Source organism: Rhizobium sp. A37_96 (genome assembly GCF_053521765.1).
Window position 1 is genome coordinate 1 of sequence record NZ_JBNWDS010000017.1, and the last position, 26,244, is coordinate 26,244.

Here is a 26,244-nt window from a genome sequence, read left to right on the forward strand (position 1 = left end):
CGTCCCCGCGCGTCTCGATCTCCTTCAGCGTCGCCTCGACAATCGAGCGAACCTTCGCATCCTCCTCCGCACGCTCCGTCGCAGTCTTCCCAACCTTCACATAAGTAACCGTCATGATGGTTCTCCTTGCGGCCAGACCAACGGCCGCTTCGCTACATGTTCAGGATTTATGTGGCTGCGAGACGCGGGTGCCGGTCCTCGCATCGAACAGGTGACAGGCCGACGAGGGGATCACGGCATGCACGCGCTGCCCGATCTCGGCTCGATAGGACTTGTCTGATTTTATCGAGACGAGCTGCTCGCCAATCCGGAAACTCGCCATTGTGGCTTCGCCAAGCAATTCCATGGAATAGACGTCCGCGCGAAACTGCCCGCCCTCCGATACGAGGGATGCGTCCTCGGCCCTGAAACCCAGCGTAACCGGCCCGCTTATGTCCCTCGGCAAGGAGGGGATGCTGATTCCGTCGGCAAGAAAGGTTCCGTCTCTCAGCTCGCCCGGCACAAGGTTCATTGCCGGAGAGCCGATGAACGAGGCGACGAATGTGTTAGCCGGATTGTCATAGATTTCGGTCGGTGTTCCAACCTGCTGAACGATGCCCTTGTTCATGACGACGACGCGGTCCGCCAGTGTCATGGCCTCGATCTGGTCGTGCGTGACATAGATCGTGGTAACCTGCAGCGTATGCTGAAGATGCTTGATCTGGGCGCGCGTGGAGACGCGCAGCTTTGCGTCGAGATTGGACAGGGGCTCGTCCATCAGAAACACGTTGGGCTGCCGCACGATCGCGCGACCGAGTGCTACGCGCTGGCGTTGCCCGCCCGACAGGGCCGCCGGCCGCCGATCAAGAAAGTCCAGCAGCTCGACCATCTTTGCAGCCTGCATGACCTTTTCATGATGCTGTTCCTTGGGAACGCGCCGCACGCGCAATGGAAAGCGAATATTCTCGTATACGCTCATGTTGGGGTAGAGGCCGTAACTCTGGAACACCATCGAGATGTCGCGATCCTTCGGCTCCAGCTTGTTGACCAGTCTGTCGCCAAGCCAGATTTCGCCGTCGCTGATATCCTCCAGTCCCGCGATCATGCGCATGGTCGTCGTTTTTCCACAGCCCGACGGACCAAGCAGAACGAGAAATTCACGGTCATGGATCGTAAGGTTGAAGTTGTCGACGCCAACGAAATTGTGCCAGCGCTTCGAAACGTTCTTGAGGCGGATTTCTGCCATCTGAATTATCCCTTTACTGCGCCCGCCGTAAGGCCGCTGACGATCTGGCGCTGGAAGAACATAACTAGGAGGAAAAGAGGCGCGGTCGCGGAGACCACCGCCGCAACGGCAAACATGACGTTGCCGTCCTGTTGAACCGTACCCAGGAAACTCGCGATTTTCGGAACCATCGTCTGGTTCGGCTGCGACAGCAGCATCGCCGTGACTGCGAAATCATTATAGGCGAGAAGGAAGGAGAAGAGGCCTGTCGTGATCACACCCGGCCACATCACCGGAATGACGACGAGACGAAAAGCCTGGAAGCGCGAGCAGCCGTCGACCATCGCGCTCTCGTCGAGATCCTTGGGTATGGACAGAAAGAAGGAGTGAAGCATCCAGAGCGTGAACGGTTGATTGATCGCCACCAGCACCATGATTGCGGTCGGCAGGTATCCCCAGATATTCAGCTGGAAGAACGGCAAGAGATAACCGGATACAAGCGTAATGTGCGGCATTGCCCGAAATACCAGCGCCACCATCAAAATCCAGAAGGTGTAGCGATGGCTCGAGCGGGATAGAGCATAACCACCCAGTGTTCCGAAGGTCAGCGAGATGACGACCACAGCTATCGTAACGATGGTGGTATTGAAAACCGATGATGCAAAATCGCGAACGACCCATGCACCATAGTAGCCTCCGCTTGTAAAAGCGCTTCCCGTCTGGGCAATCGTGCGAACACCGGTGACGGCATTCCACCAGGAGTCTCGCGAGAAAAAGTCCTGCTCGACCTTGAATGAACCCCAGACAGTCCAGGCAAACGGAAATGCAGCAAGGAAAACCCATATCAGGACAAGCAAAAGAGATACGGTCTTCAAGGACTTTGGTTGTCGGCGTACAGCGGGAATCATGATGCGCTCCTAGTGCCTGTTGAACTCGCGCCATGTGCGCACCAGAACCGGGGAAAGAAGAATGATGACACCGAAGATCGTCATCATCGACGTTGCCGCCGCCGAACCGTAGAGCTGATCGACCTGGCCTCGAAGGTCGTTGAATATCGACCAGGATAGCGATGTTGCATTGGCCTCCGCGCTGAAGCCGACGACCGGCTCGAACACGCGAAAATTATCCATCAGCTGAACCAGGGCGACGAAGGTCGCAAGCGGGCCGAGATGCGGAATAACGATGAAACGTATCCGCTCCCAGCGGCTTGCGCCGTCGATCATTGCCGATTCGAGCGTGTCGGCAGGCACGGTCTGCAAGCCGGCATAGAATACCACGAACGAAAAGGGCGCATTGTTCCAGATGCCGTACAGGAGCAGCGTTATCCATGTCAGCACGGCGGACGATCCGACCGAGAGCGTTGGATCGCCAACCAGTGATTGAAGCGCCGCGCCCAGAATCCCTTGAGAGGAAACCATCCAGTAGACGATGAGCGCGCCGACAAGCGGCGTGATGATCATCGGCAATAGAGAAAAGAAAATGACCGGGCCCTTCAGGGCTGGAGACAGATTGTTGACACCAAGCGCGATGCAGAAGCCGAGCGCCATCGCGAGTGGCGTTACAACGAAGGTATAGGCCAGCGTGAAGGCAAGCGCCTTGTAGAATGGCAGGCTGTAGATGCGGGCTACAGCATCGCCAAAACCCTTGTTGTTACCCATGATCGAACCGATTTCCGCAAAGGCCAGATGGTTTCGGTCGATATAGGTTCCAAGACCGTTGAAATGGCCGAGAGGTTCGTCGTGGCGCAGTTTGGCCGTCGCGTCGGCATCCACCCGTGTTTCCTTTTTGCAGCCACCGAAGGGTGCGCAGGTCTCGGTTTCCACGACGACCTTTTCATGCTGCACGTACAGCGACTGCACCGCAACCGACACGATCGGTAACGCGATAAACAGGATCATCAGGATCAGCGACGGCAATATGAAGGCAAAAAAAGCCCGATGAGGCATAAGCCCTCCTCAGAGATACAGCTCTTTCCGGCGAAATCGGCGCCGGGAGCAAGTGGACGTTCGGGCGGTCTATATGGCCACCCGATTGTCGAGCTACTTTAGGAAGCCGCCTTCCTTGGCTGCGGCACTGTAGGAAGCTTCGACATCGCCAAGCGCATTCTCCGCGCTTTCCCGGCCCTGCATGAAATCCGCAAGCTCGGAGCCGAGCGCAGTATGGAGCAGTCCCATGTAGGGCAGCATGGGGTAGGGTATGGCGCCGCCGTTCGCGGTCGCCAGTACGCCGACCGCGCCGGCGCCCGGAACATAGTCCTTCGTCAGCCAGGTAGCGATATCGGCATGGGCCTTGCCGACCTCCGGCCTTGTTCCGTAGATCATCGCCCGGAAGGAAGCCTCTGCATCCTCGTCCGAAATGTTTTTCGCGATTGCAAAGCCATCCCACCACAGGGCAGCGGCAGGCGTAGACCCGCCGCCCACTGTGGGCGCGGCGGCAAGCACCGTGTCTTTCACTATGTCTGCGGGCGCAACCTTCGGATCGACAATGCCTCCCGCCAGGGAGCCCCATTCATTCATGATGGCGGTCTTGCCGGACACATAGACCTTTGCCAATTCGTCGGCGTTGAAGGTCATGTAGTCCGGGCTCATGTAGGCCGTCAGATCCTTCATCATTTTCAGGGTGGCTAGACCCTTTTCGTTGTTGATGGCCGGTGCTGCCGAACCGGGCTGAAAGAGCTCGCCGCCATAACCGAGATACATGTTCACGAATTCAGCTGCCAAATCCCACCCGGCCTTGTCGGAGGCGGCGAGCGGATATTGCATTAGCCCCTTTTCCCGGATGACCTTTGCCGCGGCAAGGATATCTTCATATGTCTTGGGCGCAGAGAGACCTGCCTTGTCGAGGATATCCTTGCGGAAATAAAGATGCTGCGAATTGCCCATGAAGGCGATCGCCATGATCTTTCCATCCAGCTTGATGAGCTGGTTCGGCTGCAGGTCCTGTCCGTATTTGGCCACGAGGTCGTCCATCGGGCGGATCAGTCCCTCATTGAGCAGCGGCACGATCGAATTGTTGGCGATCATCGCGACCGTGTATTCGGCGGGATTGACCCGCAGGGCCGGGACCTGCAGGTTCTTGTGCTCGGTCGTCTGGTTCTTGGTTACCTTGACGCTGGCGGATGCGCATTTCTCAGCCTCCGAGACGACGACCCGAAGAGCCTCGAAATCATTGGACAGGATCCTCACCGATCCTTTTTCAATGCCACAGTCGGCCTTTGCGGACATCGTTCCGGCAAGCAGGCCGGCCGAGACCGCGACCGTCGATGCGAGTAATCTGATCTTTTTCATAGTTCCCTCTTTCATTGGTTTTGGTTGCCTGTGTCCGCTTGTTTGCCTCTTCAAGGGCAATTCTGGCGTAAGACGTCGAGTTTGGAATACGTATGCAATTCGAAGCTGCTCGTGCCCCTCGGCGCAGGTCATTCAGACCTGCGCCAGTTTAGGCAGCGCTAGCGGAGAAGTTGGACGAGAACGCCGAATTCGTTGAACGTCGTCCACTCGCGTGTCACACGTCCGCCTTCGATGACCCAATGGGTTATGCCCCAGAGATTGACCTCGCGTCCGGTCGGAGCACCATAGCGTCCATGGCCCCGATGCGTGCCGATCATCGACCAGCGCTGGGCCACGAGGAAACCGTCCTCGGCATTTCCCATCCAGTAGAGGTCATCGACCGAATAAAGCGCATCGGGAAACATTGCGAGCAACGACAGCATGAACGAGCGCAATTGTCCGGTTCCCTGAAACACGCGCCCACCCGTCGCCTCCGACACGATGCCAGCACCGTAGACCTTCTCGACAGCGGAGAGATTGCGTCTGTTCCATATCGTTTGAGCGGCGGCTCTGACGAATTCCTCGGGGTTATCGCCGATCCTGTCCGGTATGGAGACATTCTCGGGTTTTGATTGGCCGGTGGTACGCGTCGGTTCGCTGCTCAGGAAATCCGCTGGCAACACATCCGGCCCCAGCAGCGATGCGGCGCGTCGGGCGGTCTCTACAGGGTCGAGGCCGAGCTGCTTGACGAGATAACACGTATCGTAGGCTACATGTTCGTAGAAAATCTCATTGTCGCGTGAAACACAGTTTGCCATGCAAAGAAACTGTATCCGCTTTCCGGTCGGTGCGCCGTGGGCACTCCAACCGGTATTCGTGCCGATGATCTGCGAGCGATGCGAGGTGTGAAAGCCTATCTCCTCGTCGCCGGCCCAGATCACCTCGTCGGCGAGGATCCGCATGTCGGGAAAGGCATTGCTCTGCTCGATCACATGCTGAACGACGAGATCGCGCCCCGCGGCCAATCCCAACTCGCCCCACACCATGCAGTCATGACTGTAGGTATCGTAAATGTAGCCGATATCTTTCTCTTCCCAGATCTGATGCGTGATCCGGATGATGTAATCGATGATATTGGCATATTGCGCCTCGAAGCCGCGCATCGAATGGCGCACGGCATGGGCCGGTGTCTTGCCGAGGAACGCGTCGGTGCCACCCCGACGATAGGCGTCGAGCGAGATGGAAAAATCCTTCGGCATATGCCGTGGCTCAAGCCCGCGGAACTTCGAGCGGGCTTGTTTGGAATCCGCGTGGCCACGGGCGGCGACCGGTGTCTCACTTGTCGGCGCGCTTTTCGCGGAATTCTTGGTGGTTTGATCGTTCATCTCGGCTCCCGTTTCCAGATCATGGGAGAGAATAAACATAATATGCCCGAACGGTCAATAGTTATGCCCGAACGGTCATTTCGTTGCGGTTGCGATTATTATCTCGACCCCGGCGGCGGTGAGTTGCCGCGCAAGATTGGAGGGTATGGAATCGGCGATCAATCTGGATGAGGCGGAAGCGGGCACAATTTCGAAAACCCCGACCCGATCCATTTTCGAAGAATCCGCCAGGATCGTGACTTTTCCAGCTTGGCGCGACATTGCTCGTGCGATCTGCGCCTCCTGAAGGTCGTGATCCATATAGCCCGTTGCTGCAACGGCCGCGACCGTCAGGAATGCATGCATGGCTCGAAACTGCCCGATATGCTGGACGGCCATATCTCCCACACATTCCTGGCCGCCGCGTCGAAACTCGCCCCCGATGAGGAATACACGACTCTCTTCGCCCTTTGCAGCCAAAGCGGCAATGGCAGCCGAGTTCGTAATCACCGTAAGCCCTTGTAAGGCCGGCAATTCTTCGGCAAACATCAAGGTCGTCGATCCGGTATCGATGAAAAGGCTGTCGCCGGGCTTTAGCAGAGCCGCGGCCGCCTTTGCTATGGCTCGTTTCGCAGCCAGATTCTCGGTCATTCGGGCGGCGAACGGTCCTTCTCCCGTGTCGCCCGCATAGGGCTCGGCGACGACCGCGCCGCCATGGACCTTCCGCAGAAAGCCACGTCGATCCAGCTCGGTCAGGTCTCTGCGAATGGTTTCGCGTGAGATGTCCAGACTGTCTGCCAATTGCTCGACGGAGGCGCGGCCTTCGGTCCGTACGAGATCGAGTATGTTGTTTCGTCGTTCTTCAGGGGTCATTATCTCATATCCCGATTTTGACTATTCAGTCATTAATATTGACCATATGGTCACAATGGGTTATCGCTTCCACAACATAACCACAATATGTTCGGATCACCAGAGGAAGCGATAGCCGGAATGGAAGTCTACGACTTTGCAATCATCGGCGCGGGTGTCGTTGGATGCGCGACAGCGCGTCGTCTCGCGCTCGCCGGCGCAAAGGTGATCGTGCTTGAAAAAGGGCGCGATATCCTGTCCGGAGCGAGCAAGGCGAACAGCGCGATCCTGCATACCGGATTCGACGCGCCGCCGGGAAGTCTCGAGCTTGCCTGCGTGCAGGAGGGGCATGCCGAATATTTGGCCCTGCGCGAGAGCATGCACCTTCCCGTCCTGAAAACGGGCGCGATGGTGGTCGCGTGGACGGATGATGAAGCGAAACGCTTGCCCGCCCTGGAATCCCAGGCGCATGAAAATGATGTCATGGACGCCGTGCTGATCGAAGCGAAAGAGGTCCGCAAACGCGAGCCCCATTTATCGAACGACGTGCGCGGCGCGCTGTGGGTGCCTCGCGAATATGTCATCGATCCCTGGTCGCCGTTCCTGGCCTATGCATTGCAGGTGCAGGCGATGGGCGGACGTTTCCTGTTCGAGACCGAGGCGAGGGATGGTGTCTTCGATGGGCAGACGTGGGCGATCGAGACGAATGCCGGCACCTTTTTCGCAAAGGGCATCGTGAATTGCGCTGGGCTTTACGGTGACCTTGTCGAAGAGCGGTTTCTGGGGAGCGTGAGCTTTCGGATCCAGCCGAGAAAAGGTCAATTTGTCGTCTTCGACAAGGCTGCAAGCGCCTTGCTTTCCGCAATCATACTGCCTGTTCCCAACGACAGAACAAAAGGAATTGTTCTTTGCCGTACCATATTCGGCAATGTCCTTGTCGGTCCAACTGCCGAAGAGCAACCGGATCGTGCGATTGCCACCGTTGACGAAGGGGAAATGGTGAAGCTCATTTCCCGTGCCGAGGCAATGCTACCGGCACTTCGTGGCATGCCCGTTACGGCGATTTATGCCGGGCTTCGCCCTGCGACGGAGCAAAAATATTATCGGATTCGTCATGACAAGCAACGCAGCTGGCTTACCGTTGGCGGGATCCGGTCGACTGGGCTGACGGCTTCGCTCGGATTGGCAAATCACGCGGCTGCGTTGCTGCTCGGCGAACACGACAGCCCCACACCGCGCGAGCCGGTGCCGAAAATGGCCAATCTTGCCGAACATGTCGCGCGTGACTGGCAGACGCCCGGCTATGGCGAGATCGTTTGTCACTGCGAGTTGGTGACGCGTCGCGAGATCGACAATGCCTTGTCGGGGGCGTTGCCGCCGCGAGATCTGTCCGGCTTGAAGCGAAGAACACGTTGCACCATGGGCCGGTGCCAGGGCTTCAACTGCCTCGGCCGCCTGGCCGAATTGACGAAAGAACGCCTTCCATATCCTCCCGGGACGCCGCTATGAGCCAAATTTCGAACTTGCCTGGCGTCAGCCCATCCGTGGACGTTCTCATCGTCGGCGCAGGCCCGGCGGGCTTGGCCGCAGCGGTGGCGCTGCGGCAGGCCGGTGTGCAGAATGTCGTGATCGTTGAACGTCAACCGGAGGCGGGTGGAATGCCGCGCCATTGCGGCCATTCACCGTTCGGCATGCGAGAGTTTCACCGGATTCTGACAGGAGCGCAATATGTCCGGCGGCTGGTCGCCGCCGCCGAGCAGGCGGGAGCCCGATTACTGCTCAAACATACGGTCGTCTCCATCGAGGCGGGCCCAAGTGCCCTGATTGCCAGTCCCGACGGCCTTCTGGAGGTCAGGCCGAGAGCGATATTGCTGGCGACAGGGGTGCGGGAAGCCGCGCGCTCCGCCATGCTCGTCTCGGGTTCCCGGCCACCGGGCATCATGAACACGGCCGCACTTCAGGATATGATCTACATCAGAGGAATGCGGCCGTTTCGCAGACCCGTCATCATAGGCTCCGAACTCGTGGCGATGTCGGCGATCCTCACATGTTTCAAGGCCGGTGCGAAGCCGGTCGCGATCGTCGAGGCCGGTCCGCGGGCATTGGCGCGCAGGCCCTTCGGCTGGTTACCCGCCATCACCCGTATTCCCTTCTATCGCGATACGGAAATAGCCGGCATCGATGGTACCGACAAAGTCATCGCCGTGCATTTGCGCAACCGACTTACCCAGGACACACACAGGCTGGAATGCGACGGGGTTCTCTTTACCGGACGGTTTACGCCCGAAGCGGCGGTCGCCCGCATCGGCGGCATCGCAATCGATGACGGTAGCCAGGGTCCCGAAATCGACAATCGCGGCCGGACGCAATTGCCGGGTGTCTATGCCGCCGGAAACCTGCTTAGGGGAGTGGAAACGGCGGGTCATTGCTGGTCCGAAGGGCGGCGCGTCGCAAATGTCATCGCCCGAGATCTGAAGAGATTGCCACCTCTTTCGTTGACGAGGATAGAAGCGGGACGAGGCGTCAAATATGCCGTACCGCAGTCGATCGCCTTTGCCGGCGACAACGCCGCCTTTTCTCATATCGAAGTTCGCTTGAGCGATTGGATCCGCGGCAACTTGACGGTTGAGCAAGCCGGCCGCACCGTGTGGCAACGACGATTGGACAGCGGACCGGAGCGCCGAATCCGCATTCCGATCGACGAGCTGCCCAGAACCGGCGCGGATCCCCTGGTAATCTCCGCCCAATGAAAGCGTGCCCATGCGAATCCTAGCCATCGACCAAGGAACGACTTCCACGAGAGCAATCCTGTTCAGCCAGACAGGGGATGCCCGCCATATCGGCAGCAGATCGCATAGAAACGAATATCCCCGTCATGGCTGGGTTGAGCAGGACGCGAACGAGCTGGCTGTCAACATACTGTCCCTCATAGAGGCGGCCGGTCCGGTGGATGCGATTGGATTGGCAAATCAGGGGGAAAGCTGTCTGGCATGGGATAGCGTGACCAAGGAACCCTTGTCTCCGATCATTGTTTGGCAAGATACGCGTACCGTCCAGATACTGGAACGAATGGCTGCGGAGGGGTTTGAAAAGACGGTTCGGCGCAGGGCAGCACTTCCGTTGGATCCCTATTTTTCGGCAGCGAAGCTTGGCTGGATCGTCGCCAACCTGCCCAAGGCGGCGGCCGCGTTGAAGGCGGGCCGCTTGAGGCTCGGAACCACCGATGCGTTCTTCCTGGATCGTTTGGCGGGTTGCTTTGCCACGGATCGGGCAACCGCATCCCGAACCAGCCTGATGAACATGGAGACGGGAGAATGGGACGAGGAGCTATGCCGGCTGTTCGGTGTGCCCCTTGAGTGTCTTCCTCCCATCCGGTCCAATATCGCCGGCTTCGGAAGCATTGCCGGCGCGCGGGTGGGGGCATCGATAGTCGACCAGCAAGCCGCTCTCTACGGACATGGTTGCAGGATTGCGGGGGACGCCAAGGTGACGTTCGGTACTGGCGCCTTCGCGCTGACCGTAACGGGCACGTCTCTGAAGCGGGACGCTCTCGAATCCGGATTGCTGCCAACAGTCGCCTGGGATCTCGGCGACGAGACGACATATGCGATCGACGGCGGAGTTCAGGATGCGGGATCGGCCATCGAATGGGCGTTGCGAGCGGGATTGGCCCGAAGTCTCCTGGATTTCGAAATATTGGAACCAGCGCCAGCCGTTGAAAGAGGTCTTGTGTTCATCCCGGCGTTTTCCGGTCTGGGTTGCCCCACATGGGATCGCAGTGCCAGCCCGCTGATCATCGGCTTGCAGCCGAGCATGGACCGAAGAGATATGTGCCAGGCCTTGCTGGAGGGCGTAGCCTTTCTAACCTCGCAGGTGCTGGCCGCGATCGGCAATCACTGTGCCTTGCAAGAGCATATTCCTATCGATGGCGGAATTGCCGCCAACAGCTATTTCGTGCAGTTCCTTGCAAACTGCAGTGGGCGCAGCTTCCGCGTCGGCAGCTTCGCGGAGCAAACGGCGGCCGGAGTGGCGTCCCTGGCCGCTCTTGCCCTTGGCGAGGAAATCGACCCTCCGCGACTGCAGCAATTCCTAGTCGGACCGAGCCTCGACGGGGCCGTCTGGTCCGGCATCTTTAATGATGCCATATGCCGCGCGCGCGGCTGGAGGCCGGCTCCCTTGTAATCGCGAGGCTCCAATGGGAGTGCCAATCCAGAACCGGCCAGGCCGTCATCGGTGAGGTGGACGGAAGAATAGCTGGGTGCTTCAGTCATGTGGCGCCGGTCGGCGCCACATGACGATGATGTCGATTGCATGGTTCGAAGCGCCTGCCGCATCAGCTCATGCCGTGACCGAGGCGTGGCTATTTTCTGGTTACCTGAGCCGAAACCGCGACCTCGCCGCCCAGTCCAAGGTATTTGAAGTCGAATATCTGATTGTTTTCGCTTTGGAACTCTGCCCAGGCTTTGAATTCGTGATCGATATAGCCCGCATAGTTGAAAAACTCATCGAAGACGACCACCGTATCGTTCATGCGCTCACGGCAGGCCTTCAGAATATATTTGGCAACGCTGTAGAGATCCGTATCGATATGGATGAAGCGGATTTCGCCGGGATTCTGCTGAAGAAAGAGCGGCAGCTGCTCTTCGATCATGCCGATCCAGAGCCTGACGTTTGCCGGCACCTGCGGCACGGGCGTAGCGAACGCACCGATCTGGACGCCTTCGCGCCAATTCTCCGGGAGCCCCTTGAAGCTGTCGAAACCCGCGACCGGGCGGCGAACGGCATTGGCGATCGTGGTGATCGTCACGCCGCTTGCGACCCCGAATTCCAGAAAGAGGCCCTCGCCCAGAGTTTCGGCCTTCTTCGAGGCAAAAACGAGATGATCGAGCCAGCTGTCGAATTGCGGGCAATTATAGAGATGCCGGTTATAGAACTGGCCCGCTTCGAAGGCCGCCGCGATCTGCGCAAATCTCTTGACGCTCAACGGCTTCAAAGCGGTGGTGCCCTGGATATGGGCTAGATCCGGCTCAAACAGAAGCCTTGCCGTAAGCGCATCTGCTATATCCTTTGACATCAATCGATCCTTCGAAATGGTTGGTCGGGCTCCCGGCGTTGGGTGGCAACATCGAAAGAAATGACAGGGCGGTTTCCTATCGGATAGCGCTGGTCCCAGCCTTGTGTCCCTGGCGATGCCGGGGTTACCCGCAGCAAAGCGCGGTGTGCGTCGGGCAGTCTTTATCCAGGCACGCGGCAGCTGCGCGCCCTCTCCCCGAGGAGAGGAGGCCTATCGGCCGGTCCAGTGTGACCAGGCATGCTGCCGGTTCATCGAGGAAGGCCTCATAAATCCGCGACTGACGATTGCGCGAAGGCGGATGGCAGCCGGTGAGATAGATAATCGCGCATCTGGCGAAGAGCATCCTTGGACGTCAGGCGCTCCGTCTGCAGGCCCAATCGCAGCCAGAGTCCGTCGATCAGGGCGGTGATGCCGAGTGCGACTGCCTCGCATTCGTCCTCCGGCAGCATATGAACCAGGGCCGACATGAGATTGGACCGCATCCGCATGTGAATGACCTTCTGGATACGTGCCAATTGCGGTTCGCGCGGAACCTCTGCGCAAAGCGCCAACCACGCGTGGCAAACGGACGGCTGGAAAAAGCGTTCCTCGAAATTGCCTTCGATGATCGCCTCCAGTCTTTCAAGGGGGCTCCTTGCGAGGTTCAGTCGCGCCACGACGGCGTCCCTCAAGGCGGCGTTCGCCTCGCGCATCGCATGCTCGAACAACTCCTGCTTGTTTGCGAAATAGTGCAGGACGATACCCTTCGAAGCGCCGGCCTGCGCGGCGACTTTCTCCAGCGTTGCTCCCGCCATGCCTTCGCGCTGCAAAACCTCAAATGCGGCGCGCCTGAGTTCGCGCTTCCGGATGTCGCTAATCTTGGCCAGTCTCATGTCTACCCCCGAGGTTGGGCTCTACATTGACAAATTTTCCGAAAAGATCAATTATTGACCCATGGGACAATAAAGTATCCATTTGGACAAAAAAGGGGACTGCCATGAAACGATCAGTGAGAGCCGGAGCCACCGCGATCCTCCTCCTTGCCGCAACCGCTCGGGCTTTCGCGGGCGAGCCGGAAAGCTGCAAGGCTGTGAGAATGGCGGAACCGGGCTGGAATGACCTCGCCTTCACGACCGGGATCGGCATCACTTTGTTGAACGCGCTGGGTTATGAGGCCAAAAGCCAGCTGCTCGGCATCGACGTCATTTACACGAGCCTGAAGAACAAGAACCTGGATGTGTTTCTCGGCTATTGGGACCCGGCCATGGTCGCCTACTACAAGCCGTACAAGGAAGACGGTTCGGTGGAAGCGGTTCGCACCAACCTTGAGGGTGCGAAGTACACATTTGCCGTCCCCACCTATGTCTGGGAAGCCGGCGTCAAGGATTTTTCCGATCTGCATAAGTTTGCCGACAAATTCGATCACAAGCTCTACGGCATAGAGCCGGGATCGAACCAGCTGATGCTCGACGCGATCAAAGATCCGGCTCTCGGTCTCGACGGGTGGGAAGTGATCGAGTCGAGCGAGCAGGGCATGCTTTCGGAGGTCAGTCGCCGGACGCGCGACAAATCATTCATCGTATTTCAAGGCTGGGCGCCGCATCCGATGAACACGGTGTTCGACATCAAGTATCTCACCGGCGGCGACAAATTCTACGGACCGAATTTTGGCGCGGCGACGGTGTCCACGCAGGTGCGCAAGGGTTATCTGCAAGAGTGCGCCAACGTCGCGAAGCTCCTGAACAACCTGACATTCGATGTCGATTACGAGAACCGCGGCATGGCCTACATCATGGATGACGGTCTCGAACCCGCCGACGCCGCTCTGAAGGCAATCAAGGCCGAGCCCGCGCGGCTCGATACCTGGCTGGCGGGAGTATCCACCTATGACGGCCGACCGGGGCTTGCCGCGGTCAAAAGCGTTCTTGGGCTTCAATGAGTATTCACGCGGACGATTGGCATAGCCGCAAGCGATACGTTGAAACGTCGGAAGGGAAGTCCGTCGCCTTCATCGACGGCGGCGGAGACGGACCGCCGCTTCTGCTGCTGCACGGCTTTTCCGACACGAGCCGCAGCTTTGCCGCGCTCGAACGCTTCTTTCCTGATTCTCGCCTGATCGTTCCGGATCTTCCCGGGCATGGGGCGTCCGCTCTGGATGGAGGAATGCATGTCGATGATTTTGCCGCGAGCATCGACCGGCTTCTGACGGTTCTCGGACTTGAGAACATTGCGCTTGTTGGCCATTCGATGGGCGCGATGACGGCGATAGAGCTTGCGGCCCGCCGCCGGGATGGCGTGAATGCACTCATCCTTCTGTCTGCCAGCCTGCGGCCGGATTTCGGTGCCGAGAGCCCGCTTGCCCGCGATATACGCTCGCTTCGGGATCCCATCGACCCTTTGGGGCCGTTTCTCCGTGATTGGTACGCCTGCAGCCGCCCTGTCGATTCCGACTTCTTGTCGAGGATGAAGCTGGATGCGGCGGCGATGCCGGCGGCGACCTGGCATGGCATCCTGGAGGGCTTTGGCGAAACCGATCTGCGATGCAGCGCGGCGCGGGTCACGGCGCCGGTACTTTGCATTGCCGGTTCAGCCGACCCGCTCTTTGGCAGTTCGCATCGGGAGACGCTTGCGCACGCGTTTCACACAGTTCGGTCGATCACGCTCGAAGGGTATGGACATAATCCGCATTGGGAAGATCCGCAGAGCGTTTCCGCGTTGATATTGTCGTTTCTCGCGGAAACCGAACGGGTTTAAATCCGGAAAACCGGGCGAGCGGCACATGAATGCGATCCCGGTTCGACCGCGACGACGGGTGGCGCTTTGGGCCTTGCCAGCATTGGTGCATTCGACGGCCTTATTTGCGCTTTGCTTTTTTTGCGGAGACGCAACACGGTCCGTCCAGCGCCGCGCCTAGCCCGCGTAGGGTCGCGGCGAGGCCGCAATTGTCCTCAATCGACGGAGCCGGGCCGCAACGGGCCCGGCTTTGCTGTTCTCATCAATCGCGGATCTCGTGCCGCTGGGCGCCAAGATGCGCTATGCCGCATTCCAGAACGTCGTCGGCCGACATGAAGCGACCCTTGCCGAACCCGACGCCCGGCGGCGTACCGGTGGCGAGAATGTCGCCCGGCAGCAGCGTCATGTACCTTGAGAAATAGGCCAGCATCTCGTTGATCGAGAACAGCATGTCGCTTGTATTGCCCTGCTGCTCGATCCGTCCGTTCAACTTGGTCCACAGGTCGAGATTCATCCCATCGACGCCGGTGACGAGATAGGGGCCGATCGGTGTGTATCCGGGCCGCGACTTGGCGCGCACGAGGTGCTGTGCGCCGCTGCCGTCGACCTGGGTATTGCGGTCGGAGATATCGTTCAGGCAGACATAGCCGAAGATATGGTCCGGGGCGCGGGCCGCACTGATGTCGCTGGTCTCGCGTCCGACCACGATCGCGAGCTCCACTTCCCAGTCCAATTTGATGCCGGCGTTGGGCCCACGCGAGATCGGGTCGGTCGGTCCGGAAAGCGAGGTGACGGCTTTCAGGAACACTTCGGGTTCGGTGGGCGGCGACATTTTGAATTCCTCGATGTGTTTCTTGTAGTTGAAGCCGGTGGCAGCGATCTGCCGCACGCCTTCGATCGGCGTCAGATAGACGAAATCGTGGGTGACGGCGCGGAGGCCGGTCGTATCCACCGCGTTGAGGATCCCGCTGGCAATGGCGGCCGGTGTAATGTCGGCCACGATCGGACGAAGATCCAAATGTTCCCCATCCTTGAGAAGAACGGGAACAATGCTGTTATTTGTCAGGATGCGTGCAAACTGCTGCATGACTTTTCTCCTTTGATGCAGACGTGCCGTTCCCGGCCCTCGGGCACGGACGGCGATCGGAATTTTCAATGGTTTTGGACGTGCTCAGCGATGCGTCTGGTAAGGAGATAGTCTTTCCGGCTATAATCGTCCAAGACTGATTTCTTACTATTTCTATAAGCAATGGTTATAGTTATGCTCCTGCGCCATATCCGCTATCTCAAGGCCGTTGTCGATCACGGCAGCTTTACGCGGGCCGCTCAGGCGCTGCATGTGTCGCAACCGGCGCTGTCGCAGCAGATAAGGGAATTGGAGTTCGGCCTGGGTGCAAGGCTGCTCGACCGAAGCGGGCGTCAGGTTCGCCCTACCGACCTGGGCGTTGCCTATCTTCGCCACGTCGATCGCGCCTTGAAGGAGCTGGACGAGGCGACGCGCGCCGTACGCGATGTCGAGGATCTATCCACCGGCTCCTTGCGGCTGGGCATCACGCCCAGCATCGCCGCCTATCTGATCGCGCCATTGCTGCGGCACTTCCGCAGCAGCTATCCGGGGATCGGTCTGGTCGTTCGCGTCTCGGCGCAGGAAGAGATCGAGCCGGCGCTGCGAAACGATGAGTTGGATCTGGGCATTGGCTTCGGCGACCTGCCGGCAGAGGACATAGAGACGATCCCTCTTCACGATGAGCGACTGGCCTTGATCGTCAGCGCCACCTGGCAAGGCGCGCGGGGGAATGCCTTCACTGCGGCCGAGCTCGCATCAACCCCGCTCGCGCTGCTGGACGGATCCTTTTCCACGCGGCGGCTTGTGGATCAATATTTCCAAAACAGCGGCTTGCGGTCGTCCGTCGCTGTCGAAGTAAATTCGATCACGGCGCTGATGGAAATCGTTCGCCAGACAGACCTCGCCACCATCCTGCCCGCGAATGTCGCCGGCGCGGGTCTTGCGACGATCGGGTTGCCGTCGGAATTCGCGCCGCGCCGCGCGGCGCTGCTACGCCGCCGCAATGCCTATCACTCTGCCGCCGCCCGTGCTTTCGTGGTTGCCACGAAGGAGGTGACTTCGGCAATGGATTGCAAATAAGCCATGTCGTGCATCAAGCCCGTTAAATATGGGGGTAAGCCGATCGCTGCCGCAATGCGCACATGTTCCCCGCTAGGATCTGCATCTTTCAGCGAATCGCCGGGGCGTCTATTTCTGGGCCGCAAGCGATCCCGTTTGAGAGTGACATGATTCAATGGAGTTCCTAATGCCCGACATCCGCACACCGATATCTGAGATGATACCCAAGATTACCATCGTGGGCGTCGGCGGTGGCGGCGGCAACGCGATCAACAACATGATTGCGGAAGAACTGCAGGGTGTCGAATTCATTGCGGCCAATACGGACGCACAGGCGCTGGCGACATCGAAAGCAAGCAGGCGCATTCAACTTGGAGCCGAAGTAACGGAAGGCCTCGGCGCCGGTTCACTGCCGGACATCGGACGCGCGGCCGCCGAGGAAACCATCGATGAAATCATGGATCATCTCCAGGGAACGCATATGTGCTTCATCACCGCCGGAATGGGCGGCGGCACAGGAACAGGTGCCGCTCCGATCATAGCCAAGGTCGCACGGCAGGCGGGCATTCTTACGGTCGGCGTCGTCACCAAGCCCTTTACGTTCGAGGGCAACCGTCGCATGCGCACCGCCGAGGAGGGTATCGAGCGGCTCCGCGAGAGCGCGGATACCGTCATCGTCATTCCCAATCAGAACTTGTTTCGCATTGCGGATGCTACGACCACCTTTGCAAATGCGTTCATGACCGCGGACCGGGTTTTGTACGCCGGCGTCAGCTGCATCACGGATCTGATCGTCAAGGAAGGACTTATCAACCTCGATTTTGCCGACGTCAAAACCGTCATGCGCGGAATGGGTCGCGCGATGATGGGAACGGGCGAAGCGACGGGACCGGGCCGCGCCTTGAGAGCGGCAGAAGCCGCGGTTGCCAACCCGCTTCTGGATGACATGAGCATGAAGGGCGCCAAAGGCGTGCTGATCTCCATTTCCGGCGGAACAGACATGACGCTGTTCGAAGTGGACGAGGCGGCAAGCCGCATACGGGATGAAGTCCTCGATGACGCCGATATCGTGGTCGGAGCGATCTTCGATCGAAACCTCGATGGGGTTTTCAGGGTGTCGGTGGTTGCGACCGGTCTGGATCGCGCCTAGCAGGAATTGGCGCAGGTAGCCTATCCTGCGCCAGAACCATCTTAACGTACCCGAGACAACGAAGAGCGGAAGCGTTCGCAAAGTCTGCCGTCGCGTGACTCTCCGATAGGCGGCGCAATCATTTGCCCCGCCCATCGGCGCGGTCGTCGGCCGCGACAGAGTCCACGCCAGGACCAATGGAAAGTCGTCACCGGCACATGTGACTGATTTGTGCCGCCTGCCGCGTTCCACCCTCACCGAAATCACATAAATGTCCCAGGCCTATAGCCGGTCAATCAAGCTAGCTTTCGAGGCCGGACTGCAGCTGGTTTGCTATCGCTCCAAGCTGCTCCGGCGGGTTTCGCCCGATCACCATGAATGAATGATCGGCGCTCGACCAGAAGACGATATTCATCCCCAGCCGCTGTTCCCTCTGAAAGTCAGATTTCCCCTTGCTGCTATGCGTGATGCAGAGTGCGAGGGGGCCGTATTTCGGGTCGAGATAGGCGATCTGCGCCAGCGGCTTCCTGTCGAATGTCAGCAATTGAGCGCGCTTGAAGGGTATGCCGGAAATCATCAGGCCTTGCGTCGTCAGCGGCAGCTGCATGACGCTGGCCACCCTCGAAATCTGGTCCGCCTTCACCGCGGGATCATCGCTCAGATTGCTCAGCGTATCCGCGGAATAGAGCTGCATATAATCGGCAACCACGGCCCTCCAATTCTGGGAGGAACCGGTTTCGCCCGATGACAGAAGCCGGACGACGCCTCCGCCTGCAACCGCTCCCGCCGCGAGGCAGGCGGCGGCGAGAAAGTGGCGCCGGTTCGGCAAAGCCGGGTCCGGGACGATCCGGTCCAAGGCGGGAAGGGCCGATTTCATCCGCTCGACGGGCGCGTCATCCAGAAGGGCCGCGAAGGCCGCATCCATCGGAACAGAGTTGGAAGTCAGGAATTCGAACCGGTCGCAAAATGCGCTATCCCGGTTCAAGCGATCTTCCACGGCCAGTTTTGCAGCGGCATCCAGCTCGTCATCGAGATAGGCGACAATCAACTCGTCGACGGACATCGAAGCCGGATCAACATGGGTCGGCATCAGTCTCTCCTTTCCCGGAGCGGCGTTTCTTTCGCTGCGGCGACGATATCGGCAAGTCTTGCACGCGCATTCGCGAGACGGCTCATGACCGTGCCGATCGGAATATCGAGGACTTCGGCGATTTCCTTATACGAAAGGCCTTCGACATAGGCCAGGAACACCGCGTTCCGCTGCGCTTCGGGAAGCCCGTCGACAAGCTTCAGGACTTGATTTGCCATCAGGCGCGTTTCGCTTTCGTGCTCGCCATCGACAAAGAGCGCGCAGTCGGCGTCGACGATGCCTCCGCCCAGGCGAATGCGCCTGGCGCGCACCTCGTCGATCCAGATCGAATGCAGGATCGAAAACAGCCAGCGGTCCAGCCGGGTGCCCGGCGTATACTGCGCGGCTCGTTCGATCGCCCTCAGGCAGGTGGCTTGCACGAGATCCTCCGCCACGTCCCGTTGCCGGGACAGGACATATCCGTAACGCCACAACCTTTTCAGATGGTCGACAAGGCCACTCTGCACCTCTTGCTGAGCTGCGTGGAGTTTGCGATCGCCTATCAAGACACGCTATCCTCGTGCTGTTAAACTCGGCCGACGGTCAAGGACGGCAGCCAACCGCGCGCGATCAGCTGCCGTCCTTGCGGATTCGATCATATCGTCAATTTGCCCTGCCGCGCTGCGGCATAACGCTCGCCGATCTTCGTCCAGTTGATAACCGTCCACCATGCCGACAGGTAGTCCGCGCGACGATTCTGATAGCGCAGGTAATAGGCATGCTCCCAGACGTCGTTGCCGAAAAGAACGCGCTTGCCTTCCATCAGCGGCGTATCCTGGTTGGGCCGGGCCTCGATGCCGAGCTTGCCTTCCTGCGTGACCGTCACGAACACCCATCCCGATCCGAAGATCTTGCCTCCAGCCGAGTTGAAGCTCGTCTTCAACTGGTCCAGCCCGCCGAAATCGCGCTGGATGGCGGCAGTGACTTCGCCGCCGGGTGCGCCGCCGGCGCCACCCATGATTTCCCAGAACATGCTGTGGTTTACATGGCCGCCAAGGTTGTTGCGGACAGTCGTCCGGACGCTGTCGGGCACCTGATCGAGATTGGCCAGCAGGTGTTCCATGGGATGATCGGCAATTTGCGGCGCCTGCTTCGCCGCCGCGTTCAGATTTGCCACATAGGCGGCATGGTGCTTGTCGTGATGCAGGTGCATCGTATCCGTGTCGATCGCTGCCTGAAGTGCATCATAACCATAGGGCAGCGATGGCAATTTGAACGGCCCGTCACCGCTATCGGCCGCGCCGCCATTTTGCTGTGCGGCCGCGATACGGGATGTCGAGATCGCCGCCAAGGCGCCGGCTGTTACGGTGATCATATGTCTGCGGGTGAGATTGAACATCGTTGTTTCCTTTTGGTCTGAGCTTGTCGTGGCGTAAGAGGTCTCCGTCCGCAGTTCGGGTCGCGGCTGGATCTTTCGGAATTTCAGATGAAGGAACCGGGGAGGCTCTTCGGCCGTGGCCTGCCTCGCTTCGGCATCGAAGCCGGCGCGTCAATGCGCCAGAAAGACATAGTCCGCGCTATAGGGCTCCGCGTGCATTTCGCCGACCTTGTCGCAGGAGCCGGTGAAAATGCCGCCCTTCGTGTTCAGCCGCTGCACCGTATCGACGCTTGACAGATCGCCATTGCCGTCATGCTGGATGACGTCGAGCCGCAGGACAGGGATATCCTTGTCGGAGGCGCCCGGAGCCTGTGCGATAACCTTGCCCCTGATGCGCGAGCCATCGGCAAATTCCCAGCCCGGTCCGGCAAAGTGACGACCGACGGTCTTGTCTTCCGATATCAGCGTCGCCAGCGGTTCACGGAATTGCCATGCGGCTTTGCCCGCGTCATCCGCCTTGCATTCGTAGATCTGCAGGCCCACCGCATGCGCCTGCCAGACAATTCTGGCGCCGTCGGCCCGGATGCCGTCAGGAAGCGGTGCCGCCGTTGCGCCGACCGCCGAGGCCAATGTCAAGAGTGCGATCGAACCCATGATGATATAGAGAGCCACCGGCATGAGCCGGTTTTTCATGGCCGCGCGTCGAATGACCGTCGCCTGCGCGGCGGCAATAGCGGACCCATCCTGTCGGTGATATTGCGTCATCGTCACATCTTCCCTTCTGCGGAGCGAGCATTTCGCTCCTTTCAGGCTGTGAACGGCGCAGTGACGTTTTTATTCACGTCGATCGAAAAAAGATTCGCGGCGCGGAAGAAGAACCACCCGGCATAGCCTCGCAGGTATGATTGCCGGGAAGCAACCTCAGGGACAATGCAAGCCAGACGATGATCGGCTGCGCCATGAGCCGGGCAAATAGATCAACGCCAGTCAGTGCGGGCTTCGCCGCCATGCGAAGGCGGAGACCGCCATGGCGCAAAGCATGCACACCGCGCCTGCCGCGCCGATCCAGGCGACGGACATCAATGTTATGACCGCCGAACCCAAGGCCGCGCCGAGCGAGAAGCCGAGATACATGAAGGATGCGTTGAGCGAGAGAACGACGGGCGTGTGGCTGAGGCCCGCAGCCCCGACCAGCCGAGCCTGCTGCGGAGGATAGAAGCCCCATGCGCCAAATCCCCAAAGGACGACCAGCGGCAAAATGAGGGGAAGCGCATGGGGTGCGAAGACGAGAGCTATCAGGGTCAGGCCGGCGAATGTCGCAGCCGAGATCGGCAGGGCAACGTTCTGAACGCGCCGGCTTCCAAACCGGTCGTTCGCATGCCCGCCGAATGTGATGCCGCCGATCGCGGAGATCCCAAGAAGCATCAGGATAAGGCCGGTCCCTTCCGCGCCCAGACCGGTGGCGGCCGTAAGGAAAGGTGAAACGTAGGTGTAGACGACGTATGCCCCTGTGGCCCAAAGGGCAGTCGTGACGAGGGCGGGGAAGACGCCAGGCATGACGACCACGGCAAGCCTTTCCTTGAACCCGGCCGGCGCCCCGGCGGCGATCTCGCGAGGCAGCCTCACCACGAGGACCAGAAGAGCTGCTGCTGAAAGCACGGCCACGCCGACGAAGGTTGCTCTCCAGCCGAAATGCGCGCCCACGAATGCACCCGCCGGGACACCGAGCGCGACAGCGACGGTAATGCCGCCATTGACGATCGCCAGGGCCCGACCGCGATAGGCCGGAGGAGCAAGGGCGCTGGCGACGGCATTCGCGTTGGGCACGTAGAGCCCGGCAGTCAGGGCGAGGAGGACTCGTGCCGCAGCCAGCCACCAGTAGTCCGACGCCATGGCCGCCAGAAGATTGGCGATGACGAATCCCGCAAGGGAAAGCATCAGTAGCCGACGTCGTGGCCAGCCAGCGGTGAGCGCCGTCAGGATCGGAGAGCTGACCGCATAGGTGAGGGCGAAGATGGTCACGAGCTGCCCCGCGGCCTGGACGGTCGTCGACAGGGAGCGCGCGATCGACGGCAGGATCGCCGCGATCATGAAGCCCTCGGTGCCGACGGCGAAAGTGCCGAGCGCCAAGGTATAGAGCGCTCCCCGGTCGATGGCGGCTTCGCCGGCGGGTGACGCGGCCGAGGGGGCGTCGATGTTGGAAACACGTTCATTTGCGGCACTCATTTCTGCCCTCCATCGGCAATTGGCCGAGCAGCGCCGTCGTGGCCGCGATTTCCCACCGGGTTTACCGAGGAGCGCGGAAGACGATAGCTGATCGGCTTGCAAGATCGGGAGAAACGAGCTGAGGCGCTAGCCGGCAATCCATGCTAACTTTTATGTATGGAACACATGAATAGCCCTGCGCCTTCCGGCTTGATGCTATTCCCGAGGAGCCAAGCAGTTGATTAAGGATAACTTCGCTCTCCGCCTCTACACCCGCGTCGCGCGGCTGGGGAGTTTCTCCGCGGCGGCCAGAGAGTGCGGCCTGTCGCAGTCGCAGGCGTCGCGCATCGTCGCCGAACTTGAGGCCGAGCTCGGTGTCCGGCTGCTATCCCGGACGACCCGGGCAGTCGTCCCGACGGAGGTTGGAAGCGAGTTCCTGGCTCGCATCGAACCCGTGCTCATGGCCCTCGACGAGGCCGAGCATAGCGTGCGGGAGGGGGGCGAACTCCGCGGGCTGCTGAGGATGAGCATGCCGACAAGTTTCGGTATCCGAGATGCCATCCCGCGCCTCAAGGCATTCGCGGAGCGGCATCCCAATCTCAACATTCAGCTTCAACTCTCGGATCGTCGCCAGGATCTGGTCAAGGATGCGGTGGATGTCGCGATCCGTCTCGGCCGTCTGCCGGATTCCAGCGCGACTGCGAAGCTCATTGCGACGATCCCCCGGGTTGTCGTCGCCTCGCCGGACTACATTGCCCGTTGCGGCGCGCCGGAGTCGCCCGACGACCTCGTTGGGCACCGCATCGTCGGAGGCTCGGCCGCGGCGGTCCCCACGGCCTGGCGCTTCCATCTGGATGGGCAGGAGCGGCTGGTCAAGCTCGAGCCGCACTTCTCTACGGACGAGAATGAAGGCGCTATCGCCGCCGCGGCCGCGGGCTTCGGGATCACCTCCACGAGCGGCTGGGCGTGCCGCCGCGAGCTGGAGAATGGAGAACTGATCCGCGTCCTGCCGGAATGGACCTTGGCCGGCATCCCGGTTCATGCCTACTTTCCGATGGGCAAGTCGACGCGTGCGGCCGCGCGTGCCGCGATTGACCATCTGGTTGCGGCGTTTCAATCGGAACCTTCCATTGCGGAAGGGTGACCAGTATCGTGCGGTAGTCGGTCTCGGCTCCACTATTGATGCGTTCCATGCATAGAAGTTAGCGGCAACGGACGGCTACCGGCTGCTCCTTCCAACGACGATGTTTCCCTCACCGACACTTCTGGTCAGGGAGACGATCATGACCCGCTCAGTCCGCATTCACGCGTTTGGCGATGCCGATGTGCTTCGCATCGAAGATATCGATATTGGCGAACCTGGCGAGGGGGAGGTCCGTCTTCGTATCAAGGCCATTGGCCTCAATCGCACCGAGATCACCCTCCGCTCCGGTCGTTCGCCGATCAAGCCGGCGCTGCCGACGGGTCTTGGCTTCGAAGCGGCCGGCGTCATCGAGGCTCTCGGTTCCGGCGTGACCGGCTTTTCCGTCGGCGATCGGGTCGCGCTCGTTCCCGCCTACGGTGCCGCTCAATATCCGCTCTATGGCGAGAGCGCCCAGGTGCCGGTCCGCTCGCTGGTCCGAATTCCGGATGGGGTCGACTACACGGTGGCCGCATCCACTTGGGCAGCGTACGGCACGGCCTGGGGGGCACTGGTTGCCGTCGGAGGATTGACGGCGGGCCAGACTGTGCTGATTTCCGCTGCCTCCAGCAGCGTCGGCATCGCCGCCATCCAAATCGCCAATCGGCTCGGCGCCAGGGCCATCGCGCTGACCCGCACGTCGGCAAAGGCCGACCCGCTGCTGCGGGCAGGGGCCTCGGCCGTGGTCGCCACCTCCGAACAGGACATCGTCACCGAGGTAAAAGCCCTTACGGACAACAGGGGCGCGGATCTGGTGGCGGACCCCGTCGGTGGTCCGGGTTTTTCCGAACTCGCCCGAGCCACCGCGTCCGGGGGCAGGCTGGTGTTATATGGCGCGCTCGACACCAAGCCGACAGTCATTCCGCCCTTCGAGGTCTTCGCGCGTGACCTGACTATCCGCGGATTGGCGCTGACCGCCCTTACCCGCGACGACGCGCAGCTCGCCGCGCTGAAGCAGTTCGTCACCGGCGGTCTCGCCGACGGATCGCTTCGCCCGACGATCGCGCGAACATTTCCCTTTGATCAGATCGCCGACGCGCACCGCTTCATGGAGGCGGGCGAGCAGGTTGGCAAGATCGTCGTCACCCTCTGAACCCCAAAAGGAAAAACCGTCAATGTCTCGACAACCCTTGTTCACGCCCTATCGAATGGGCGGCCTGCCGCTTTCGAACCGTATTGTCATGGCGCCGCTCACGCGCATGCGGGCGCGCTCTGTCGACCATGTCCCGACAGAACTGCAGGCCGAATACTATGCCCAACGCGCCGGGGCGGGCCTCATCGTGACCGAGGCGACGGCCATCAGCCCGGATGGCTTCGGCTGGGCCGACACGCCCGGCCTGTGGAGCCAGGAGCAGATTCGCGGCTGGGCGCGGGTCACCCAGGCGGTCCACGCCGCCGGCGGCCGGATCGTCGCTCAGCTATGGCATACGGGGGCGATGTCCCATCCGGACCTGAGAGCCGGCCGCTTGCCGCTTTCGGCGTCGGACGTCGATCCCGAGCAGCAGTCCGTCACAGCGGCGGGACGTGTCCCCACGGTAACGCCGCGCCCGATGACGAGGGATGAAATCCGCCAGACGGTGCTCGACTACGGCCGCGCCGCGCGCAACGCGATGGATGCCGGATTCGACGGGGTTCAGATTCTCGCGAATTATCTCTACCTGCTCGCGCAGTTTCTCAACAAGGCGACCAATCGGCGGGACGACGCCTACGGCGGCGGCATAGAAGACCGGGCGCGAATCCTGTTTGAAGTTGTCGAGGCCGTCCTAGACCAGGTCGAGCCGAGCCGCGTGGGCATAAAGATCAGCCCCATGCACGAGCGCGGGCCTTTCGCCGCCAACGACGAAACGCTGCCCATGGCGGAATATGCGATCCGTGAACTCAGCGGCTACGGGCTGTCGCACCTGCTGCTGATGGGAAACACGACCGACTTCACCGGCACGCCGATCGAGTCCCTGACGGGCGATGCGATGTTCCGTCACTTCAGGCCCATCTTCAAAGGGACCCTGATTGCCAACGTTCAGATGGATGCCGAGCGCGCCAACCGGCTGATAGCCGACGGACTTGCCGATCTGGTGGCCTTCGGAAGGCCTTTCATTTCGAACCCGGATCTCGTCGAGCGGCTCCGCATGGGCGCCCCTCTCGCGGAGGTGGACTGGACGACCGTCTATGCCTCCGGCCCGCGCGGCTATTCCGACTATCCAACCCTTGAGCTGCAGCCCCGCTAGCAGGTCAAAACAGAAAGGAAATCTCCAATGACTCGCACCACCCCAGAAGAGAACAAGGCACTCGTCCTTGACGCGTTCGACACGCTCTTCAACAAGCGGAACTACGCCGCCGCTGAACGCTACTGGTCGGACAGCTACATTCAGCACAGCGCCCACATCGCTCCTGGCCGCGAAGGATTGTTCGAGCTGATCCGCTCGCTTCCCGGCACGCTTCGCTACGAGAGCCAGCTGATCGTCGCCGAGGGAGACTACGTGATGGTGCACGGACGCTTTTCCGGCAACGGCCGGCCTGCGGCGTGGATTGCCGTAGACGTCATCCGCTTCCAGGACGGCAAGCTGGCCGAGCACTGGGACGTGCTTCAGGAAGAAGCCACCCACACCCAATCCGTCAGCGGACTGCCGATGTTCGGCGACCGCTTTCCAGAATGATCTTCCAAACCTTCGAAACCTAGGGAATACGA

Annotated in this window: 25 protein-coding genes and 1 pseudogene; 11 read left to right on the forward strand and 15 right to left on the reverse strand. The window is 60.3% G+C overall.

Features of this window, described 5'->3' with window-relative positions:
* Positions 1–160 precede the first annotated feature (160 nt).
* The 7 genes and pseudogenes from ACQZ6J_RS28700 to ACQZ6J_RS28730 all read right to left on the reverse strand — a co-directional run.
* Positions 161–1,225, reverse strand: coding sequence for an ABC transporter ATP-binding protein (locus tag ACQZ6J_RS28700; protein ID WP_449086501.1), 1,065 nt, complete (start codon positions 1,223–1,225; stop codon positions 161–163).
* Positions 1,226–1,230: 5 nt separating this feature from the next.
* Complete coding sequence (locus ACQZ6J_RS28705) at positions 1,231–2,112, reverse strand: carbohydrate ABC transporter permease (RefSeq protein WP_204326847.1); 882 nt, start codon at positions 2,110–2,112, stop codon at positions 1,231–1,233.
* Positions 2,113–2,121: 9 nt separating this feature from the next.
* Complete coding sequence (locus ACQZ6J_RS28710) at positions 2,122–3,150, reverse strand: carbohydrate ABC transporter permease (protein ID WP_449086502.1); 1,029 nt, start codon at positions 3,148–3,150, stop codon at positions 2,122–2,124.
* A 93-nt stretch (positions 3,151–3,243) separates the two neighbouring features.
* The gene (locus ACQZ6J_RS28715; protein ID WP_163993207.1) at positions 3,244–4,491 is read right to left on the reverse strand and encodes an ABC transporter substrate-binding protein; all 1,248 of its coding nucleotides are present in this window, start codon (positions 4,489–4,491) and stop codon (positions 3,244–3,246) included.
* A 158-nt stretch (positions 4,492–4,649) separates the two neighbouring features.
* Complete coding sequence (locus ACQZ6J_RS28720; RefSeq protein ID WP_449086503.1) at positions 4,650–5,855, reverse strand: ester cyclase; 1,206 nt, start codon at positions 5,853–5,855, stop codon at positions 4,650–4,652.
* A gap of 75 nt (positions 5,856–5,930) precedes the next feature.
* A complete protein-coding gene (locus ACQZ6J_RS28725; RefSeq protein WP_449086577.1) occupies positions 5,931–6,485 on the reverse strand; it encodes a DeoR/GlpR family DNA-binding transcription regulator in 555 nt (184 codons plus the stop codon).
* Between the two features lie 54 nt (positions 6,486–6,539).
* Positions 6,540–6,707: pseudogene (locus ACQZ6J_RS28730) on the reverse strand (DeoR family transcriptional regulator); the annotation flags it as partial.
* Positions 6,708–6,827: 120 nt separating this feature from the next.
* Here ACQZ6J_RS28730 and ACQZ6J_RS28735 point away from each other — a divergent pair.
* From ACQZ6J_RS28735 to ACQZ6J_RS28745, 3 genes are read left to right on the forward strand one after another with little or no spacing between them, the layout of a single operon-like run.
* Positions 6,828–8,195 (forward strand): FAD-dependent oxidoreductase, encoded by a 1,368-nt coding sequence (locus ACQZ6J_RS28735; RefSeq protein ID WP_449086504.1) that lies wholly within the window; start codon positions 6,828–6,830, stop codon positions 8,193–8,195.
* Positions 8,192–9,436: an NAD(P)/FAD-dependent oxidoreductase gene (locus ACQZ6J_RS28740; RefSeq protein ID WP_449086505.1), complete on the forward strand. Its 1,245-nt coding sequence runs from the start codon at positions 8,192–8,194 to the stop codon at positions 9,434–9,436. Before ACQZ6J_RS28735 ends, ACQZ6J_RS28740 begins: the two co-directional genes overlap by 4 nt.
* Positions 9,437–9,446: 10 nt before the next feature.
* Positions 9,447–10,868, forward strand: coding sequence for an FGGY family carbohydrate kinase (locus ACQZ6J_RS28745; protein ID WP_449086506.1), 1,422 nt, complete (start codon positions 9,447–9,449; stop codon positions 10,866–10,868).
* A gap of 178 nt (positions 10,869–11,046) precedes the next feature.
* On the opposite strand, the gene ACQZ6J_RS28750 is transcribed toward ACQZ6J_RS28745, so the two are convergent.
* Together ACQZ6J_RS28750 and betI are read right to left on the reverse strand one after the other, a co-directional pair.
* Positions 11,047–11,760, reverse strand: coding sequence for a class I SAM-dependent methyltransferase (locus ACQZ6J_RS28750; protein ID WP_163993195.1), 714 nt, complete (start codon positions 11,758–11,760; stop codon positions 11,047–11,049).
* Positions 11,761–12,023: 263 nt separating this feature from the next.
* Positions 12,024–12,632 (reverse strand): choline-binding transcriptional repressor BetI, encoded by a 609-nt coding sequence (gene betI, locus ACQZ6J_RS28755; RefSeq protein WP_449086507.1) that lies wholly within the window; start codon positions 12,630–12,632, stop codon positions 12,024–12,026.
* A gap of 104 nt (positions 12,633–12,736) precedes the next feature.
* Between betI and choX the strand changes: the two genes are divergently transcribed.
* Both choX and ACQZ6J_RS28765 read left to right on the forward strand, forming a co-directional pair.
* Entirely contained in the window at positions 12,737–13,678 is a 942-nt protein-coding gene (choX, locus tag ACQZ6J_RS28760; protein WP_449086508.1) for a choline ABC transporter substrate-binding protein, read from the forward strand.
* Positions 13,675–14,493: an alpha/beta fold hydrolase gene (locus ACQZ6J_RS28765; RefSeq protein ID WP_449086509.1), complete on the forward strand. Its 819-nt coding sequence runs from the start codon at positions 13,675–13,677 to the stop codon at positions 14,491–14,493. The genes choX and ACQZ6J_RS28765 overlap by 4 nt, the downstream gene beginning before the upstream one ends.
* 241 nt (positions 14,494–14,734) lie before the next feature.
* Here the strand turns inward: ACQZ6J_RS28765 and ACQZ6J_RS28770 are convergent, their stop codons facing one another.
* Positions 14,735–15,559, reverse strand: a complete 825-nt coding sequence (locus tag ACQZ6J_RS28770; RefSeq protein WP_449086510.1) for a fumarylacetoacetate hydrolase family protein — start codon at positions 15,557–15,559, stop codon at positions 14,735–14,737.
* Between the two features lie 174 nt (positions 15,560–15,733).
* On the opposite strand from ACQZ6J_RS28770, the gene cynR reads away from it, so the two are divergent.
* Entirely contained in the window at positions 15,734–16,618 is an 885-nt protein-coding gene (cynR, locus tag ACQZ6J_RS28775; RefSeq protein WP_449086511.1) for a transcriptional regulator CynR, read from the forward strand.
* 166 nt (positions 16,619–16,784) lie between these two features.
* Positions 16,785–17,747 (forward strand): cell division protein FtsZ, encoded by a 963-nt coding sequence (gene ftsZ, locus ACQZ6J_RS28780; protein ID WP_163993182.1) that lies wholly within the window; start codon positions 16,785–16,787, stop codon positions 17,745–17,747.
* A gap of 280 nt (positions 17,748–18,027) precedes the next feature.
* Here ftsZ and ACQZ6J_RS28785 read toward each other — a convergent pair whose 3' ends face one another.
* The 5 genes from ACQZ6J_RS28785 to ACQZ6J_RS28805 form a co-directional block, all read right to left on the reverse strand.
* On the reverse strand, positions 18,028–18,816 hold the full coding sequence (locus ACQZ6J_RS28785; RefSeq protein WP_449086512.1) for an anti-sigma factor family protein: 789 nt from the start codon (positions 18,814–18,816) through the stop codon (positions 18,028–18,030).
* A complete protein-coding gene (locus tag ACQZ6J_RS28790) occupies positions 18,816–19,361 on the reverse strand; it encodes an RNA polymerase sigma factor (protein WP_449086513.1) in 546 nt (181 codons plus the stop codon). The genes ACQZ6J_RS28785 and ACQZ6J_RS28790 overlap by 1 nt, the downstream gene beginning before the upstream one ends.
* A gap of 89 nt (positions 19,362–19,450) precedes the next feature.
* Positions 19,451–20,194 (reverse strand): superoxide dismutase, encoded by a 744-nt coding sequence (locus ACQZ6J_RS28795; RefSeq protein WP_449086514.1) that lies wholly within the window; start codon positions 20,192–20,194, stop codon positions 19,451–19,453.
* Positions 20,195–20,344: 150 nt separating this feature from the next.
* Complete coding sequence (locus tag ACQZ6J_RS28800; protein ID WP_449086515.1) at positions 20,345–20,938, reverse strand: DUF3455 domain-containing protein; 594 nt, start codon at positions 20,936–20,938, stop codon at positions 20,345–20,347.
* Positions 20,939–21,160: 222 nt separating this feature from the next.
* Entirely contained in the window at positions 21,161–22,399 is a 1,239-nt protein-coding gene (locus ACQZ6J_RS28805; protein WP_449086516.1) for an MFS transporter, read from the reverse strand.
* A gap of 217 nt (positions 22,400–22,616) precedes the next feature.
* Here ACQZ6J_RS28805 and ACQZ6J_RS28810 point away from each other — a divergent pair, with 217 nt between their 5' ends.
* The 4 genes from ACQZ6J_RS28810 (at position 22,617) to ACQZ6J_RS28825 (ending at position 26,212) form a co-directional block, all read left to right on the forward strand.
* Complete coding sequence (locus ACQZ6J_RS28810) at positions 22,617–23,522, forward strand: LysR family transcriptional regulator (RefSeq protein ID WP_204326846.1); 906 nt, start codon at positions 22,617–22,619, stop codon at positions 23,520–23,522.
* A 139-nt stretch (positions 23,523–23,661) separates the two neighbouring features.
* Positions 23,662–24,651 carry a zinc-dependent alcohol dehydrogenase family protein gene (locus ACQZ6J_RS28815; protein WP_449086517.1) on the forward strand — a complete coding sequence of 330 codons (990 nt, stop codon included), beginning with the start codon at positions 23,662–23,664 and terminating at the stop codon, positions 24,649–24,651.
* A 22-nt stretch (positions 24,652–24,673) separates the two neighbouring features.
* Positions 24,674–25,783 carry an alkene reductase gene (locus ACQZ6J_RS28820; RefSeq protein ID WP_449086518.1) on the forward strand — a complete coding sequence of 370 codons (1,110 nt, stop codon included), beginning with the start codon at positions 24,674–24,676 and terminating at the stop codon, positions 25,781–25,783.
* A 27-nt stretch (positions 25,784–25,810) separates the two neighbouring features.
* Positions 25,811–26,212, forward strand: a complete 402-nt coding sequence (locus ACQZ6J_RS28825) for a nuclear transport factor 2 family protein (RefSeq protein WP_449086519.1) — start codon at positions 25,811–25,813, stop codon at positions 26,210–26,212.
* Positions 26,213–26,244: the final 32 nt, after the last annotated feature.

Excerpts from the sequence above, each read along its gene's own strand:
- ACQZ6J_RS28700 (WP_449086501.1), bottom strand. The coding sequence starts at position 1,225 with ATGGCAGAAATCCGCCTCAAGAACGTTTCGAAGCGCTGGCACAATTTC.
- ACQZ6J_RS28705 (WP_204326847.1), bottom strand. The coding sequence starts at position 2,112 with ATGATTCCCGCTGTACGCCGACAACCAAAGTCCTTGAAGACCGTATCT.
- ACQZ6J_RS28710 (WP_449086502.1), bottom strand. The coding sequence starts at position 3,150 with ATGCCTCATCGGGCTTTTTTTGCCTTCATATTGCCGTCGCTGATCCTG.
- ACQZ6J_RS28715 (WP_163993207.1), bottom strand. The coding sequence starts at position 4,491 with ATGAAAAAGATCAGATTACTCGCATCGACGGTCGCGGTCTCGGCCGGC.
- ACQZ6J_RS28720 (WP_449086503.1), bottom strand. The coding sequence starts at position 5,855 with ATGAACGATCAAACCACCAAGAATTCCGCGAAAAGCGCGCCGACAAGT.
- ACQZ6J_RS28725 (WP_449086577.1), bottom strand. The coding sequence starts at position 6,485 with ATGACCGAGAATCTGGCTGCGAAACGAGCCATAGCAAAGGCGGCCGCG.
- ACQZ6J_RS28735 (WP_449086504.1), top strand. The coding sequence starts at position 6,828 with ATGGAAGTCTACGACTTTGCAATCATCGGCGCGGGTGTCGTTGGATGC.
- ACQZ6J_RS28740 (WP_449086505.1), top strand. The coding sequence starts at position 8,192 with ATGAGCCAAATTTCGAACTTGCCTGGCGTCAGCCCATCCGTGGACGTT.
- ACQZ6J_RS28745 (WP_449086506.1), top strand. The coding sequence starts at position 9,447 with ATGCGAATCCTAGCCATCGACCAAGGAACGACTTCCACGAGAGCAATC.
- ACQZ6J_RS28750 (WP_163993195.1), bottom strand. The coding sequence starts at position 11,760 with ATGTCAAAGGATATAGCAGATGCGCTTACGGCAAGGCTTCTGTTTGAG.
- betI (WP_449086507.1), bottom strand. The coding sequence starts at position 12,632 with ATGAGACTGGCCAAGATTAGCGACATCCGGAAGCGCGAACTCAGGCGC.
- choX (WP_449086508.1), top strand. The coding sequence starts at position 12,737 with ATGAAACGATCAGTGAGAGCCGGAGCCACCGCGATCCTCCTCCTTGCC.
- ACQZ6J_RS28765 (WP_449086509.1), top strand. The coding sequence starts at position 13,675 with ATGAGTATTCACGCGGACGATTGGCATAGCCGCAAGCGATACGTTGAA.
- ACQZ6J_RS28770 (WP_449086510.1), bottom strand. The coding sequence starts at position 15,559 with ATGCAGCAGTTTGCACGCATCCTGACAAATAACAGCATTGTTCCCGTT.
- cynR (WP_449086511.1), top strand. The coding sequence starts at position 15,734 with ATGCTCCTGCGCCATATCCGCTATCTCAAGGCCGTTGTCGATCACGGC.
- ftsZ (WP_163993182.1), top strand. The coding sequence starts at position 16,785 with ATGCCCGACATCCGCACACCGATATCTGAGATGATACCCAAGATTACC.
- ACQZ6J_RS28785 (WP_449086512.1), bottom strand. The coding sequence starts at position 18,816 with ATGCCGACCCATGTTGATCCGGCTTCGATGTCCGTCGACGAGTTGATT.
- ACQZ6J_RS28795 (WP_449086514.1), bottom strand. The coding sequence starts at position 20,194 with ATGTTCAATCTCACCCGCAGACATATGATCACCGTAACAGCCGGCGCC.
- ACQZ6J_RS28800 (WP_449086515.1), bottom strand. The coding sequence starts at position 20,938 with ATGACGCAATATCACCGACAGGATGGGTCCGCTATTGCCGCCGCGCAG.
- ACQZ6J_RS28805 (WP_449086516.1), bottom strand. The coding sequence starts at position 22,399 with ATGAGTGCCGCAAATGAACGTGTTTCCAACATCGACGCCCCCTCGGCC.
- ACQZ6J_RS28815 (WP_449086517.1), top strand. The coding sequence starts at position 23,662 with ATGACCCGCTCAGTCCGCATTCACGCGTTTGGCGATGCCGATGTGCTT.
- ACQZ6J_RS28820 (WP_449086518.1), top strand. The coding sequence starts at position 24,674 with ATGTCTCGACAACCCTTGTTCACGCCCTATCGAATGGGCGGCCTGCCG.
- ACQZ6J_RS28825 (WP_449086519.1), top strand. The coding sequence starts at position 25,811 with ATGACTCGCACCACCCCAGAAGAGAACAAGGCACTCGTCCTTGACGCG.